Origin of the sequence: Streptomyces spinoverrucosus (assembly GCF_015712165.1) — a bacterium.
Taxonomy (GTDB): domain Bacteria; phylum Actinomycetota; class Actinomycetes; order Streptomycetales; family Streptomycetaceae; genus Streptomyces; species Streptomyces spinoverrucosus_A.
In genome coordinates this window covers 5,304,385-5,318,459 of record NZ_JADPZX010000001.1, presented here as the reverse complement: position 1 = coordinate 5,318,459, position 14,075 = coordinate 5,304,385, and the positions used below count along the sequence as shown (strand labels likewise).

9 protein-coding genes and 1 pseudogene are annotated in these 14,075 nt (G+C 73.2%); 8 read left to right on the top strand and 2 right to left on the bottom strand.

Translation table 11 applies throughout. The annotated features are described in order from the left end of the window. Positions 1–294 precede the first annotated feature (294 nt). The 6 genes and pseudogenes from I2W78_RS24130 to I2W78_RS24105 all read left to right on the top strand — a co-directional run. The gene (locus I2W78_RS24130; protein WP_196464696.1) at positions 295–3,864 is read left to right on the top strand and encodes an FHA domain-containing protein; all 3,570 of its coding nucleotides are present in this window, start codon (positions 295–297) and stop codon (positions 3,862–3,864) included. A gap of 163 nt (positions 3,865–4,027) precedes the next feature. After that, positions 4,028–5,410, top strand: a complete 1,383-nt coding sequence (locus I2W78_RS24125; protein WP_196462357.1) for an ABC transporter substrate-binding protein — start codon at positions 4,028–4,030, stop codon at positions 5,408–5,410. A gap of 76 nt (positions 5,411–5,486) precedes the next feature. Next, on the top strand, positions 5,487–6,767 hold the full coding sequence (locus I2W78_RS24120) for a carbohydrate ABC transporter permease (RefSeq protein WP_196462356.1): 1,281 nt from the start codon (positions 5,487–5,489) through the stop codon (positions 6,765–6,767). Continuing rightward, positions 6,764–7,639, top strand: a complete 876-nt coding sequence (locus I2W78_RS24115; protein ID WP_196462355.1) for a carbohydrate ABC transporter permease — start codon at positions 6,764–6,766, stop codon at positions 7,637–7,639. The genes I2W78_RS24120 and I2W78_RS24115 overlap by 4 nt, the downstream gene beginning before the upstream one ends. 157 nt (positions 7,640–7,796) lie before the next feature. Further along, complete coding sequence (locus I2W78_RS24110; RefSeq protein WP_196462354.1) at positions 7,797–10,040, top strand: bifunctional glycosyltransferase/CDP-glycerol:glycerophosphate glycerophosphotransferase; 2,244 nt, start codon at positions 7,797–7,799, stop codon at positions 10,038–10,040. Positions 10,041–10,236: 196 nt separating this feature from the next. Next, positions 10,237–11,187, top strand: a pseudogene (locus I2W78_RS24105) (glycosyltransferase family 2 protein); the annotation flags it as partial. On the opposite strand, the gene I2W78_RS24100 reads toward I2W78_RS24105, so the two are convergent. Beyond that, on the bottom strand, positions 11,188–11,601 hold the full coding sequence (locus tag I2W78_RS24100; protein WP_196464695.1) for an organic hydroperoxide resistance protein: 414 nt from the start codon (positions 11,599–11,601) through the stop codon (positions 11,188–11,190). It abuts the pseudogene before it with no gap. A gap of 122 nt (positions 11,602–11,723) precedes the next feature. Between I2W78_RS24100 and I2W78_RS24095 the strand changes: the two genes are divergently transcribed. Next, a complete protein-coding gene (locus tag I2W78_RS24095) occupies positions 11,724–12,209 on the top strand; it encodes a MarR family winged helix-turn-helix transcriptional regulator (protein WP_196462353.1) in 486 nt (161 codons plus the stop codon). 445 nt (positions 12,210–12,654) lie between these two features. Here the strand turns inward: I2W78_RS24095 and I2W78_RS24090 are convergent, their stop codons facing one another. After that, entirely contained in the window at positions 12,655–12,936 is a 282-nt protein-coding gene (locus I2W78_RS24090; RefSeq protein ID WP_196462352.1) for a hypothetical protein, read from the bottom strand. 145 nt (positions 12,937–13,081) lie between these two features. On the opposite strand from I2W78_RS24090, the gene galE reads away from it, so the two are divergent. Continuing rightward, positions 13,082–14,062, top strand: coding sequence for a UDP-glucose 4-epimerase GalE (galE, locus tag I2W78_RS24085; protein WP_196462351.1), 981 nt, complete (start codon positions 13,082–13,084; stop codon positions 14,060–14,062). The last annotated feature ends 13 nt before the right edge of the window (positions 14,063–14,075 follow it).

The window sequence follows — 14,075 nt, the reverse complement described above, 5'->3', positions numbered from 1 at the left end:
TACCGGGCTGTCGTCTTTCATGCGGCTCACGGTCGGGTTCCCGTCCGTGTTCGATGGAAAGACGCTCGACTCGGTCCTCAGGTTGCCGAAAACGGGCGTGACCGATCTCAACCGGTCGCCGGGGCCGTCCCCGGCAGGCACTTTTGCGGGCAGAGCCGACCAATCAAGATCACTTGTTCCGGAGCGGCGGGCGCGTTGTCAGTGACAGGTGCGAGGATGCGTGCAGTACTGGCCGACGTGCTCGTGTGGGGTGGGGGACCCTCCGCGCCCGCGCAGAAGGGACCGCTGACGGCGATGCAGATCCGGCTGACCGTCGTAGACCCGCTGGGCCCGCCGTCCGAGCCGCGAGGCCGGGCCGCGAGCCGCGACGTGCTGGTCACGGCGCCCGCCGGCACAGCCCTGTCCGCGGTGGCCTCGGCGCTGGCCTCGGCGGTCTTCGGCGACACCCAGGCCGGGACCGCCGTGCTGTACGCCGGTGCGGAGCGCCTCGACCCGCAGCGCTGCACCCTGGGCGAGCCGCCCCTGCTCGACGGCGCCGTGCTGTCGGTGGGCGGCCCGGCCGCCCCCGAGCCGCATCCCGAGCTGGACGACGCCCCGGCCCGCCTGGACGTGATCGCCGGCCCGGACGCCGGCGGCGTCCACCTGCTGCACGGCGGCGAGATCCGCGTCGGCCGCTCCGCCGAGGCCGACGTCCCGCTGGACGACCCGGACGTCTCCCGCGTCCACTGCGCGGTGACCCTGAGCGCCGACGGCCACGTCTCGGTCGCCGACCTCGACTCCACGAACGGCACGACGCTCGACGGCACGCGCGTGGGGACCCGCCCGACGCGCTTCACACCGGGGGCGCTGCTGCGGATCGGGGAGTCCACGCTGCGGCTGGCGCCCGCTGGGGGGCCGGGGCGGCGCGTGGGGACCGCGCCGGACGGGGAAGGGTGCGTGCGGGTCGGGCTGACGGAGCGGGGCGTGCCCGCGGCCGGGGCTTCGGGTTCCGGGACGGGGGGGCCGTCCGGGAAGACGGGGCACGCGTACGGGGCTGCCGGGGGATGGGGGGCGCCGGGGGGCGCTTCCGCGGGAGTGGAAGGTAGGGGTCCGGATGTCTCGCGGGGAGGACCGGCGCTGACGGGCGCTGCCCCCGCAGGCTCGGCGCGTAGGCGCCCGGATCACGACGAGCACACCCAAGCAGAGCAGACGGGCACAGCGGCCAGAGAGCACTCGCCCGTAGAGCCGACCCTCGTACCGGAGCAGGGCAAGCCGCCGCGGATCGAGAGCCGGGAGGACTCCCACGCGGCGCCCCCGGGTGACGCGACGCACGGTGGACGACCGGACGTGGGCGCGGCCGACACCCCCGCGGGCACCCCCAGCCGCCGCAAAGGCACCCCCCTGCGCGGCACGGACGTCCCGCAGGGCGTGCGCAGGCGGGGTGGGCTCACGGCCTGGGCGCGGCGGCTGGCCGGCGGGCGGGGCGGCGAGCAGGAAGCGGCCGGGCGTGTCGGGTACGACGAGGAGTCGGCCGGTGCGGCGGTGGTGCCGCCCGTCCGCGTCGACGCCCCGGAGACGTGGCCGGATCCGGCCGCGCTGCTGCTGACCGCGCTGGGCCCCGGGCCCCGGCTGTGGGAGCGCGGGCCGGGGCACCCCGAGGCGCTCACCGTACGGCTCGGTACGGCCGACCGGGCCGCGCCGGACGGTTCGGGACTGCTGCCCGCGGTGCCGATCACCGCCGATCTGCGCGAGGCCGGTGCCCTGGGCCTGGCCGGTCCGCGCCCGCGCCTGGCCGGGCTGGCGCGCGCGGTCGTGGCCCAGCTTGCCGCGCTGCACTCGCCCGACGCCCTGGAAATCGTCCTGATCAGCACGGATCGCGCACGCTCCCTGGAGGAGCGCACCGCCGAGTGGTCCTGGCTCGGCTGGCTGCCGCATCTGCGCCCGGCGCACGGCCAGGACTGCCGTCTCCTCCTCGCCCACGACCGCGAGCAGGCCGCGGCCCGCACCGACGAGCTCCTGCGCCGCCTGGACGACCACCTCATGGAGGCCGCCCCGGCGACACCGGGGGTGCAGGGCCGCCCCGGCGACACCGAGCCGCCGACCCAGACCACGACCACCCCACTCCGCCACCCGGACGACCACCACATGGAGCGGAGCGGCACCACCGGAAGGGCCGTCGCATCGGCACCGGCGGTGCCCGACCAGCGGCAGTCCGAGAGCACCGGGGCGCCGGCCCGCACCTCGACCACCTCACCCCGCCGCCCCTCCTGGGCCCGCCCCGACGACGACTCGCCCGGCGACAGCGCCCACCCCGCCGCGTTCCCCGGCCCGTACGCCGTCCTCGTCGTCGACGGCGACCCCGGCGGCGCCGGACTCCGGGAGGCCGTCGCACGGCTGGCCCTGGAAGGCCCGCGGGCCGGCATCCATGTCATCTGCCTCGCCGAAACCGCCCCGGCCTCCCCCGCTTCCCCGGTCTCCGAGACCTACGAGGCGGCCTGCGCGGCGGCCCCGGCGTTCCGCGATTGCGGAGCCGTCGCCCTGCTCAGCGGCGACGTGGCGACGGCCCTCCACCTGCTGCGAGTCGCCCGGGCCGGCACCGACACCGTGGCAGGGTCCCCCGTCGGCCACGGCACAGTAGGCGCCGTCGACGCCGTCTCCCCCGCCTGGGCCGAGCGCTTCGCCCGTGCCCTGGCCCCCCTGCGCACGGACACGACCGCCACCGGCACCCGGCACGCGCGCGTCAGCGCCCCGCTCCCCCAAGCCGCCCGCCTGCTGGACGAGTTGGGCCTGGCCCGGGCCACCCCCGCCTCGCTCATGGCCCGCTGGGCCGACGCCGTCGACGACACCGACGCACTCGGCGGCCGCGCGCACGCCGTCCTCGGAGCCGGCCCGCGTGGCCCGGTTGCCGTGGACCTCGTCGCCGAGGGACCGCATCTGCTGATCGAGGGGCCGCCCGGCAGCGGGCGTACGGAACTGCTGAGGGCCGTCGTCGCCTCGCTCGCCGCCGCCGAGCGGCCGGACCGGCTGAGCCTGGTGCTGATGGACGGCCGGGACAGCGTGGGCGCGGGCAGCGGACACGGCGACGGTCTGCACCTGTGCATGGACATCCCGCACGTCACCACGCACCTCCTCGCCAACGACCCCGTCCGCATGCGGGAGTTCGCCCAGTCCCTGACGGCCGAGCTGAAGCGCCGCGCCGAGCTGCTCGGCCGCTCGGACTTCACCGAGTGGCACACCGGGCGTGAGGTGTCGGGACGCATGGTCAGCCAGCGCTCGGCGCCCAACGCCGGTGCCGGGGACCTGGACACCCCGCCCAGCTCCACCCTGCGGCTGCGCCCGGCCGCCTCCCGCCGTCCGACCGACGACGTGCCCCCACTGCCGCGCCTCGTCGTGGTCGTCGACGACCTGGACGCCCTGGTCTCGCCCCCGCTGGGCTCCCCGGGCCGGCCGGCGGCCGGGTCCGTGATGCGCGCGCTGGAGGCGGTGGCCCGCGACGGCGAGCGGCTCGGCGTGCACCTGGTGGCCGCCGCCGGACCGGGCGGTCGTACCGCCGAAACCGAACCCGCCCGACGGGCCACCGTGCGCGTCACCCTCGACGCACCCGCGCCCGGCCCCGACGAACCGGCGCCCGGCCGGGGCCGGCTGGCTCACCCCGACGGCCAGGTCACGCCGTTCCAGGGCGGCCGGGTCACCGGCCGTATCCCGCGTACGGCGACCCTGCGACCGACCGTCGTCCCGCTGGAGTGGCACCGCATGGGCGACCCGCCCGCGCGCCGCCCGGTCCGTGAACTGGGCAACGGGCCAACGGACTTGGCTCTGCTGGCGAGCGCGCTGGAGCGGGCGGCCCGGGAAGTCTCGGCCCCGGAGGTGCCGTCACTGCTGTAGGGACCCCCGGTGCCTGTCGGTCCCGCCCGCTGAACAATCACGACGGGGTCACGATCACCGTCTTGACACGGCAGGCGCTCTTGCCGACCCCACGGACCCGGCGTAGACCAGTCCCACGGGACAGCGCTCGAACGTTCGACGAGGAACGAAGAACGGGGCCGTAATGCACAGCAGCATCACCATCAGCCGCACCCGGACACGCAGGACCGCCCGCGCCGCCGCGGCCGCACTGGCGGGAGCGCTCGCGTTCTCGCTCAGCGCCTGCGGAGGCGACGACGACGGCGGAGACGAAGGCAGCGGCGGCACGGACGAGACCGCCACCACCGTCACGCTCCCCAAGCTGGACGGCGAGACCCTGGAGGTCGCCGCCGTGTGGACCGGCCCGGAGCAGGCCAACTTCAAGAAGGTGCTTGAGGAGTTCGAGAAGCGGACCGGCGCCAAGGTGACCTTCGTGCCCGCGCAGGACCCGATCATCAACTTCCTCGGCTCGAAGATCGCGGGCGGCGCGCCGCCGGACATCGCGATGCTCCCCCAGGTCGGCGCCATCAAGCAGGCCGTCGACAAGGGCTGGGCCAAGCCGATCGGGACCGAGGCCCAGGAGCAGCTCGGCAAGAACTACTCCCAGGGCTGGCAGGACCTCGGCAAGGTCGACGGCAAGCAGTACGGCGTCTACTACAAGGCCGCCAACAAGTCCCTGATCTGGTACAACACGCAGGTCTTCGAGAACGCGGGCGCCGAGGAGCCGGGGACCTGGGAGGACCTGCTCTCCACCGCCCAGACGATCTACGACTCCGGTGTCACCCCGTTCTCCGTCGGCGGCGCCGACGGCTGGACGCTGACCGACTGGTTCGAGAACGTCTATCTCTCGCAGGCGGGCCCGGAGAAGTACGACCAGCTGGCCAAGCACGAGATCAAGTGGACCGACCCGTCCGTCACCGAGGCCCTGACCACGCTCGCGCAGATCTGGGGCAAGGCCGACTACATCGCGGGCGGCGCGAGCGGCGCCCTGCAGACCGAGTTCCCTGCCTCCGTCACGCAGACCTTCACCGGCGGCGACCAGCCGAAGGCCGGCATGGTCTTCGAGGGCGACTTCGTGCAGGTCAACATCGCGGAGACGGACGCCGAAGTCGGCACGGACGCCAAGGTGTTCGCGTTCCCGAAGGTCGGCGACACCGAGCCGGTCGTCTCCGGCGGTGACGCGGCGGTCATCCTCGAGGACTCGAAGGCCGCGCAGGCGCTGGCCACCTTCCTCGCCTCGCCGGACGCGGCGACCATCCAGGCGAAGCTCGGCGGCTATCTGTCGCCGAACAAGAACGTGGACCCCTCGGCGTACCCGAACGCGGTGCAGCAGGAGATGGCCAAGGCGCTGGTCGCGGCCGGTGACGACTTCCGCTTCGACATGTCCGACCAGGCCCCGCAGGCCTTCGGCGGCACGCCCGGCAAGGGTGAGTGGAAGGCGTTGCAGGACTTCCTGAAGAACCCGAAGGACATCAAGGGCACCCAGGAACAGCTGGAGGCCGACGCGGCCGCGGCGTACGGGAACTGAGCCGACCATGGCGTCGGCAGCCACGGCAGGGGTCCCGCCGAGGAAGAGCGGGTCCCCTCCCCGGAATCGCAAGAGCGTGACCGGCACCCGCAGGACCGTGGCAGCGCTGTTCCTGCTGCCCGCCCTGGTGCTGCTCGGCGCGCTCGTGGTCTACCCGATCGGGTACTCGGTCGTCCGCAGCTTCTACGACCAGTCCGGCGACGGCTTCGCCGGATTCGACAACTACCAGGCCCTGTTCACCGACGACGGCATCCGTACGGCGCTGAAGAACAACATCATCTGGGTGGTGTTCGCGCCGACGGTCGCGACCGCGCTCGGGCTGATCTTCGCGGTGCTGACCGAACGGGTTCGCTGGGGCACGGCGTTCAAGCTGGTCGTCTTCATGCCGATGGCGATCTCGATGCTCGCGGCGGGCATCATCTTCCGGCTCGTCTACGACCAGGACCCGGACAAGGGCATCGCGAACGCGGTGTGGGTGGGTGTGCACGACACGTTCGCCCAGTCGTCGGCGTTCCCGAAGGCGCACCCCGGACGGGAGTCGCCGCTGACGGCGGACGGAGGCGGCTTCATCACCAAGGAGCCGGTCCGCCTGGGCGATCCGGTCGGCCTCCCCCTGGTGGGTGTCGCCCCCGACCAGATGCCCGACGACGCGGCGAAAGCCGTCGCGGCGCGGCCAGACCCGGGCAAGGTCACCGGCACCACCTGGCAGGACTTCACGCGCGGCGAGGGCGTCGGCACCCTCGGCGCCCCGGACCCGTCCGAGCTGGGCTATCCCGGCATGAAGATCGAGGCCGTCAAGGACGGCAAGGTCGTCGCCTCGACCACGGCCGCCGACGACGGCACCTTCACGCTCCCTGCCACCGCCGACGGGGCACAACTCCGGCTGCCCGCCGACAACTTCAAGGAGCCGTACAACGGCCTGGACTGGCTCGGCCCGTCGCTGGTCACGCCGGCCATCATCGGGTCGTACATCTGGATGTGGGCGGGCTTCGCGATGGTGCTGATCGCCGCCGGGCTCGCGGGGGTGCCGCGTGAGCTGCTGGAGGCGGCCCGGGTCGACGGGGCCAACGAGTGGCAGGTGTTCCGACGGGTCACCGTGCCGCTGCTCGCGCCCGTCCTCGCGGTGGTCGCCGTCACCCTGATGATCAACGTGCTGAAGATCTTCGACCTGGTCTTCATCATCGCCCCGGGCTCCTCCCAGGACGACGCGAACGTGCTCGCCCTGGAGCTGTACCGCAAGGGCTTCTCCGAGGACCAGCCGGGCATCGCGAGCGCGATCGCGGTGTTCCTGCTGCTTCTGGTGATCCCGGTGATGTGGTTCAACATCCGCAGGCTCAGGCGGGAGGTGCGGCGATGACCACGCAGTCCGTGAAGGGCAGGGCGTCCCTCGGCTCACGCCTGGCGGAGGGCGTCAGCGGCGGCCTGGTCCGCGTCTTCCTGATCGTCGTCGGCCTGTTCTGGCTGGTGCCGACCATCGGCCTGCTGCTCTCCTCGCTGCGCACGCCGGCGGACATGAACGAGAGCGGCTGGTGGACGGTGTTCACCGAGCCGGCCCAACTCACCTTCGAGAGCTACGACAAGCTGCTGGGCAACAGCGACATCACCGACTCCCTGGTGAACACGGTCCTGATCACGGTCCCGGCGACCGTGCTGGTCGTGGTGATCGGCTCGCTCGCCGGATACGCCTTCGCGTGGATGGAGTTCCCGGGCCGGGACTGGTGGTTCCTGGCCGTGGTCGGCCTGCTGGTCGTCCCGGTGCAGGTGGCGCTGATCCCGATCGCCGAACTCTTCGGCAACATCGGCCTGTTCGGCTCGATGCTCGGCGTGATCCTGTTCCACGTCGGCTTCGGCCTGCCGTTCGCGGTGTTCCTGCTGCGGAACTTCTTCGCGGAGATCCCGCGCGAGCTGCTGGAGGCGGCGCGGCTGGACGGCGCCGGTGAACTGCGGCTGTTCGCCCGGGTGGTGATGCCGCTCGGCGGGCCCGCGATCGCGAGCCTGGGCATCTTCCAGTTCCTGTGGGTGTGGAACGACATGCTGGTCGCGCTGGTGTTCTCCGACTCCGGCAACCAGCCGATCACGGTGGCGCTGCAGACGCAGGTACGGCAGTTCGGGAACAACATCGATGTGCTGGCGCCCGGCGCCTTCATCTCGATGGTGATTCCGCTCGCCGTGTTCTTCGCGTTCCAGCGGCAGTTCGTGTCCGGTGTGATGGCGGGCGCGGTGAAGTAACGGCAGGGACAACGACGTCGGGGCGGGCCGGGCAACGGCCCGCCCCTTCGCGTTCACGGCGAAATCCCCCGCATGCCGTACAGACCGTAACCAGTTCACTCCATTGGCCGTTCCCGGGCAGAACGCCCGCGCAGACCCGCCGACTTATGGATGTCCCTTGCCCAGGTTCAGTGTCATCGTCCCCGCATACCACGTTCAGGCGTATCTGCACGAGTGCCTGGAATCGGTGCTCGGCCAGTCGTACTCCGATCTCGAACTGATCGCGGTCGACGACCGCTCGCCGGACGCCTGCGGCGAGATCATCGACGAGTACGCGGCCCGCGACCCGCGCGTCCACCCCGTCCACCTCTCCGAGAACCAGGGCCCCGGCCCCGCCCGCAACGCCGGTCTGGAGCAGGCCACCGGCGACTACGTCCTCTTCCTCGACGGCGACGACACCCTGGCCCCGCACGCCCTGCGCGCGATCGCCGACCGGCTGAAGGAGACCGGCGAACCGGACGTCCTGGCCTACGACCACGCGCGCACCGACTGGACCGGCGTCCCCGTCCGCGACGAGCCCGCCCTCCCCGCCGCCGGCCCGCTCCGCTTGGAGGACCGCCCCGGCCTGCTCGCCGCCGGCCCAGGCGGCCTCCCCACGCCCGCCTGGACCCGCGCGTACCGGCGCGAGTTCCTGGCCCGCGAGGCCCTCACCTTCCCGCCCGGCCACCACGAGCACACGCCGTGGGCCCTGAAGACCCTGCTGACCGCCGAGTCGATCGCGACCCTCGACCAGGTGTGCGTCCACCACCGGCAGCGCCGGCACAGCACCGAGGCGCCGTCCGCCGACCTGGACGTCTTCGAGCAGTACGACCGCCTCTTCGCGTACGTCGACAAGCGCCCGGAACTGGCCCGCTGGCGCCCGGCGTTGTTCCGCCGCACGGTCGAGCACCTGGCGGCGCTGTTCACCCGCCTCCCGCGCGGCACGCACGCCGATTTCCTGCGCCGCGCCCGCGCCCACTACCGGAGCCACCGCACCCCGCTCCCCCTGCGCACCCGCCTCCGGCACACCCCGATCCGTCTCGGCGCCCACCGCACGTACCGCGCCCTGCTCCGCACCGGGCGCCTGTGGCGCCGCACGACGGCCCGCGCCGCCCGTTTCACCAGGGCCCTGCGCTCCGCCGCCCTGCGCCTGCACTACCGCGTCCAGCTGCGCCTCCCCCTGCGCGCCGACCGCGCGGTCTTCGCGGCGTACGACGGACGCGGCTACTGCTGCAACCCGGCCGCGCTGGAGTCGGCGTTCCGCACGCACGCCCCGCATCTGCGCACGGCCTGGATCGCGCGCCCCGAGCACCACCACACGCTCCCGACCGGCACCCGCCGGGTCACCCCGGACACGGCCGCGTACTGGACGGCGCTCGCCCGCTCCCGCTACCTCGTCGCCAACGACACCCTCGACCGCCGCCTGGTCAAGCGCCGCGGCCAGGTCTTCGTGCAGACCCAGCAGGGCACGCCCGTGAAGCACATGGGCCTCGACCTCCAGGAACGCCCGGCGGCCGCCCGGGACACGGACTTCGCACAGCTGCTCGCGGGCGTGGACCAGTGGGACTACGTGGTGTCCGCCAACCGGCACGCCACCCTCACCTGGGAGCGCGTCCACCCGGGCACGTACCGCACGCTGGAGTTCGGCCAGCCCCGCACCGACGTCTTCCAGCAGGCCACCTCACTGGACGTCACCCGGCTCCGCGAGACGCTCGGTATCCCGCGGGGCGCGGTCGCGATCCTGTACGCGCCCACCTACCGCGACCACCGTCGCACCCAGACCGCCGGACTCGACCTGGAACGCGTGCTGGGCCGACTGGGCCCCGAGTTCGTGATCCTGGCCCGCGCCCACCATCGCCACGGCGGCCCTCTCGCCCGCACGTCCGACCGGATCATCGACGTCACCGACCACCCGAGCGTCGAGTCCCTGTGCCTGGCCTCGGACGCCCTGGTGACGGACTACTCGTCACTCATGTTCGACTACGCCGGCCTGGACCGCCCGATCGTGCTCCACGCCGACGACCTCGAAACGTACGAGGCGGCCCGTGGCACCTACGTCGACCTGCGCACTTTCCCGCCGGGCGCGATCGCGCGCAGCGAGGACGAGCTGATCGACATCTTCGCGACCGGCCACTGGCGCGGCTCCCGCTCGGCGCAGCTGCGGTCCGCCTTCCGGGCGCGTTTCTGCCCGTACGACGACGGACGCGCCGCCGAGCGGGTCGTACGCCATGTCGTGCTCGGGGAGGAGCGGGCGGGCCTTCCGCCGGTCGTGCCGATGGAGGCGCGGCAGCCGGTGCCGTCGGCCGCCGCATCACGGGCGAATCCCCCGGCAGCCACCATTCCGCAACCTTCTGGTCACTTCACCGTCACCGAAAGCCGCTGACCGCCGTTTCACCTACCGGGAGTCCGTATGCCCCGCAGCTCGTCGCGGCCCACCCCGTCACGGCCGTCCACCTGGCGGCCGTCCGGGCGGCCCGGACGCTTCGCGCCCGGTTCGCGACGGGCCGCTCGGCGGGAACTCCACGGCCCGAGGCGTGCGCCTCCCGCCGAGCAAGGATGGCGAAAACGGAAAGAGCGACATGCCCCGTTTCAGCATCATCGTCCCCTCGCACGGGGTCGAGGGCCGGCTCGCCCGGGCCCTGGAGTCGGTTCTGGCCCAGTCCTTCGGCGACTTCGAGCTGATCACGGTGTGCGACGAGCCGGAGGCTCCCGCGGCGGACCTCACCGCCGGATACGCCGAGCGGGACCGCAGGGTGACACCGGCCTACTCACCGCCCTCGGCCGGTCTGAGCGCGGCCCGCACGACCGGGCTGCGGGCGGCTTGCGGCGCCTATCTGCTGTTTCTCGACGGTGACGACGTCCTCGTACCGGGGGCGCTGGCGGCGCTGGACGCCCGGCTGCGGGAGACGGGGCCGGTGGACGTACTGCATTTCGAGCACGAGCGGGTGACGGCGCGCCCGGCGCGGAGGCGGTTCATCGGCCTCCCACCCGCCCCCGCAGGAACCTTCCACCCCGACGCGGCCCCGTGGCTCACGGTGGTGAACCGGCCCGCGTGGAGCGCCGCCTACCGGCGCGGGTTCCTGGCGGTGCACCAACTCGCCTTTCCCTACGGCCACTTCACCGACCTCGGCTGGGGCGGGGTGGTGACGGTACTGGCGGAGCGGGTGGCGGTGCTGCCGTCGGTGGTCGTACGGCATCTGGTGCGGGCGCGCGGGAGCCTGCTCGACGTGCCTGGTGAGCACCAGCTCGATCTGCTGGATCAGGTCGAGCTGGTGCTGTTCCAGGCCGGCGCCGAGGGGGTGTCGGCGGCGCGCTCGCGGGCGCTGTTCGACCAACTGTTCGCCGTGGTGGCGGAGGTGGCGGCCGATGCCCGGCGGCTACCCGCGCGTCGGCGGCGCGCCTTCTTCCGGCACGCGGGCGTGCTGTACCGGCGCTACCGGCCCGCCGGGCACCGGCCGCCGGGGGTGCGGCAGTGGCTCCTGCGGGCCGGCGCCTACACGGCGTTCCGCGCGCTGCGGACGGCCGGCCGGTTACTCGACGACGAGCTCGACCGGGATGTTGCCGCGGGTGGCGTTGGAGTAGGGGCAGACCTGGTGGGCCTGCTCGACCAGCTTGCGGCCGGTCGCCTCGTCGACGGTGTCGGGCAGCTCGACGCGGAGGGTGACGGCCAGCGCGAAGCCCTCACCCTGCTTGCCGATGCCGACCTCGGCGGTGACGGCGGCCTCGCTCACGTCGACCTTGGCCTGCCGGCCGACCAGGCCGAGGGCGCTGGCGAAGCAGGCGGAGTACCCGGCGGCGAAGAGCTGCTCGGGGTTGGTGCCCTGGCCGCTGCCGCCCATCTCGGCCGGAATGGCCAGCTGGAGGTCGAGCCTGCCGTCGGAGGAGACGGCACGACCCTCGCGGCCGTGGGTGGCGGTGGCGACAGCCGTGTAGAGCGCGTCCATGGAGAAACCATCCCTCTCAAGTCATGTACCGGCGGCCTGTCCGGCCGACCTGACACCACAAGTAGAGCACACAATTCAATTGCACACAACTAAATGGCGCGCCGGGGCGCTACCCTTGACGCATGACCACCACGCCCACAGCGGACTGGCTCCGCCTCGACCAGCAGATCTGCTTCTCTCTGAACGCGGCCTCGCGCGCCTTCGGCGGGGTGTACCGAGTGATCCTCAAACACCTCGGGCTCACCTATCCGCAGTACCTGGTGATGCTCGTGCTGTGGGAGCACGGCGATCTGCCGGTGAAGAAGCTGGGCGAGCAGCTGCGCCTCGACTCCGGCACCCTGTCGCCGCTGCTCAAGCGCCTGGAGGCGGCAGGCCTGGTGCGCCGGGAGCGCAGTGTGCGCGACGAGCGATCGGTGGAGGTGCGGCTGACCGAGGAGGGGGTCGCGCTGCGCGAGCGGGCCCTTGAGGTGCCCCGCCGGATCATGGCGGCGACGGGTTTCGACGTCGACGAGATCCGGGAACTGCGCGCCCGCCTCGACGAGCTCACGACGGCGCTCGACGCGGCGGCGGAGGCGGAGGCGGAGGCGGAGGCCGCCAAGTCGCGGTGACCGTGCCGGCGGCCGGTACCGAGGCTCCGGCGGGGTCGAGCTTGCTCCTTGTGGCATCCGGCACGCTCCCCGGGGGCGCCGTGGCACCCGCAACTTTCGGCTCTGCGCACGTAGAGCCGGAGCGTCGCACCCCCGCGCACCACCTCCCGCCGGGGCGCGTACGGCGCGAACTGCTCCCTCACCACGCCGAGCTTCACGCGCTCGGCCGGATCCCGGGGGAGCCGGCGCGACCGACGCGCGTACGGCTCGGCCACCACCCACAGCCGGTCCAGCCCGGCGAGCCTGCGGCGCAGTTCGGCGGCGTCGACCTCCTCCCCGTACAGCGTCCCGGACTCCGGCGCGGGCACCCCCAGCGCCACGTCCCACACGCCCCGGAACGCCTCGGGGTAGGCCAGCGCGGCCCGCCGACCGAGCGCCGGTACGAACAGGACCGGGTCGCCGGGGCTCAGTTCGCGCGCGGCGACGGCGGAGACGGCGGCGAGGTTGTCGGCGCACGCGGCACGCGCGCGTGGGCCAGTGTCAGCGCGTGGGCGAGGAGCACGAGCACCGCCAGTTCGTGCAGCAGGCAGGTGGCGGCGACGACGAGCCCGTACGGGCACCAGGCGGCCCCCGCGACCGCCCGCACCAGCAGCAGCGTCGCCCCGGCAGCGCAGGCGGCGACGAGCGCGTACGAGCGACCCTCCTGGGCGAAGTGACCCGCCATGGGGGTCACCGCGTAGTTCACCACGCGGCCAGTTTGTACTACTAACGGAACCTGTACCACCTGTGTCGGCGATCGTACGAAGAGTGACAAACGCCAGGCACGCACCCCGTCACCTGCTTGACTGTGAGGCGGACAGCGCACAGGGCAACGGACGAGGGGACGGCCGCACATGACCTGGCTGATCACCGGCGGCGCCGGTTACATCGGGGCGCACGTCGTACGGGCGATGACCGAGGCGGGCGAACGGGCGGTCGTGTACGACGACCTGTCCACCGGCATCGCGGAGCGCGTCCCGGACGACGTCCCCCTGGTGGTCGGCTCGACGCTGGACGGCGAGCTGCTGGGCCGGGTGCTCGCCGGTCACCAGATCACCGGGGTCGTCCACCTGGCGGCGAAGAAGCAGGTCGGCGAGTCGGTGGACCGCCCCCTGCACTACTACCGGGAGAACGTCGAGGGCCTGCGGGTCCTGCTCGAAGCGGTCACGACGGCGCGGGTGCCGTCCTTCGTCTTCTCCTCCTCGGCGGCGGTGTACGGCATGCCGGACGTGGACCTGGTCACGGAGGAGACGCCGTGCGTGCCGATGAGCCCGTACGGCGAGACGAAGCTGGCCGGCGAGTGGCTGGTCCGGGCGACGGGCCGGGCCACCGGCCTGGCCACGGCGTCCCTGCGTTACTTCAACGTGGCGGGCACGGCGAGCCCGGAACTGGCGGACGTGGGCGTCTTCAACCTCGTCCCCATGGTCTTCGAGAAACTCACCGAGGGCGCGCCCCCGCGCATCTTCGGCGACGACTACCCGACCCCCGACGGCACCTGCGTCCGCGACTACATCCACGTCGTCGACCTGGCCGAGGCCCATGTGGCGGTCGCCCGCGCCCTACGGGCCTCCCCCGGTCGCGACCTCACCCTCAACATCGGCCGCGGCGAGGGCGTCTCGGTCCGCGACATGATCGACCGCGTCAACGCGGTCACCGGCCACCACCGTCCCCCCACCGTCACCCCCCGCCGCCCCGGCGACCCCGCCCGCGTCGTCGCCTCCGCCGACCACATCACAACCGAGCTGGGCTGGAAGGCCCGCCACGACGTCCAGGACATGATCGCGTCGGCCTGGGAGGGGTGGGTGCACAGGCATCCGGGGGCGGCGGTGGACTAAGGCGTCCGGCGCG

Coding starts and splice junctions, on each gene's coding strand:
- I2W78_RS24130 (WP_196464696.1), top strand. CDS start 295: ATGCAGATCCGGCTGACCGTCGTAGACCCGCTGGGCCCGCCGTCCGAG.
- I2W78_RS24125 (WP_196462357.1), top strand. CDS start 4,028: ATGCACAGCAGCATCACCATCAGCCGCACCCGGACACGCAGGACCGCC.
- I2W78_RS24115 (WP_196462355.1), top strand. CDS start 6,764: ATGACCACGCAGTCCGTGAAGGGCAGGGCGTCCCTCGGCTCACGCCTG.
- I2W78_RS24100 (WP_196464695.1), bottom strand. CDS start 11,601: ATGGACGCGCTCTACACGGCTGTCGCCACCGCCACCCACGGCCGCGAG.
- I2W78_RS24095 (WP_196462353.1), top strand. CDS start 11,724: ATGACCACCACGCCCACAGCGGACTGGCTCCGCCTCGACCAGCAGATC.
- galE (WP_196462351.1), top strand. CDS start 13,082: ATGACCTGGCTGATCACCGGCGGCGCCGGTTACATCGGGGCGCACGTC.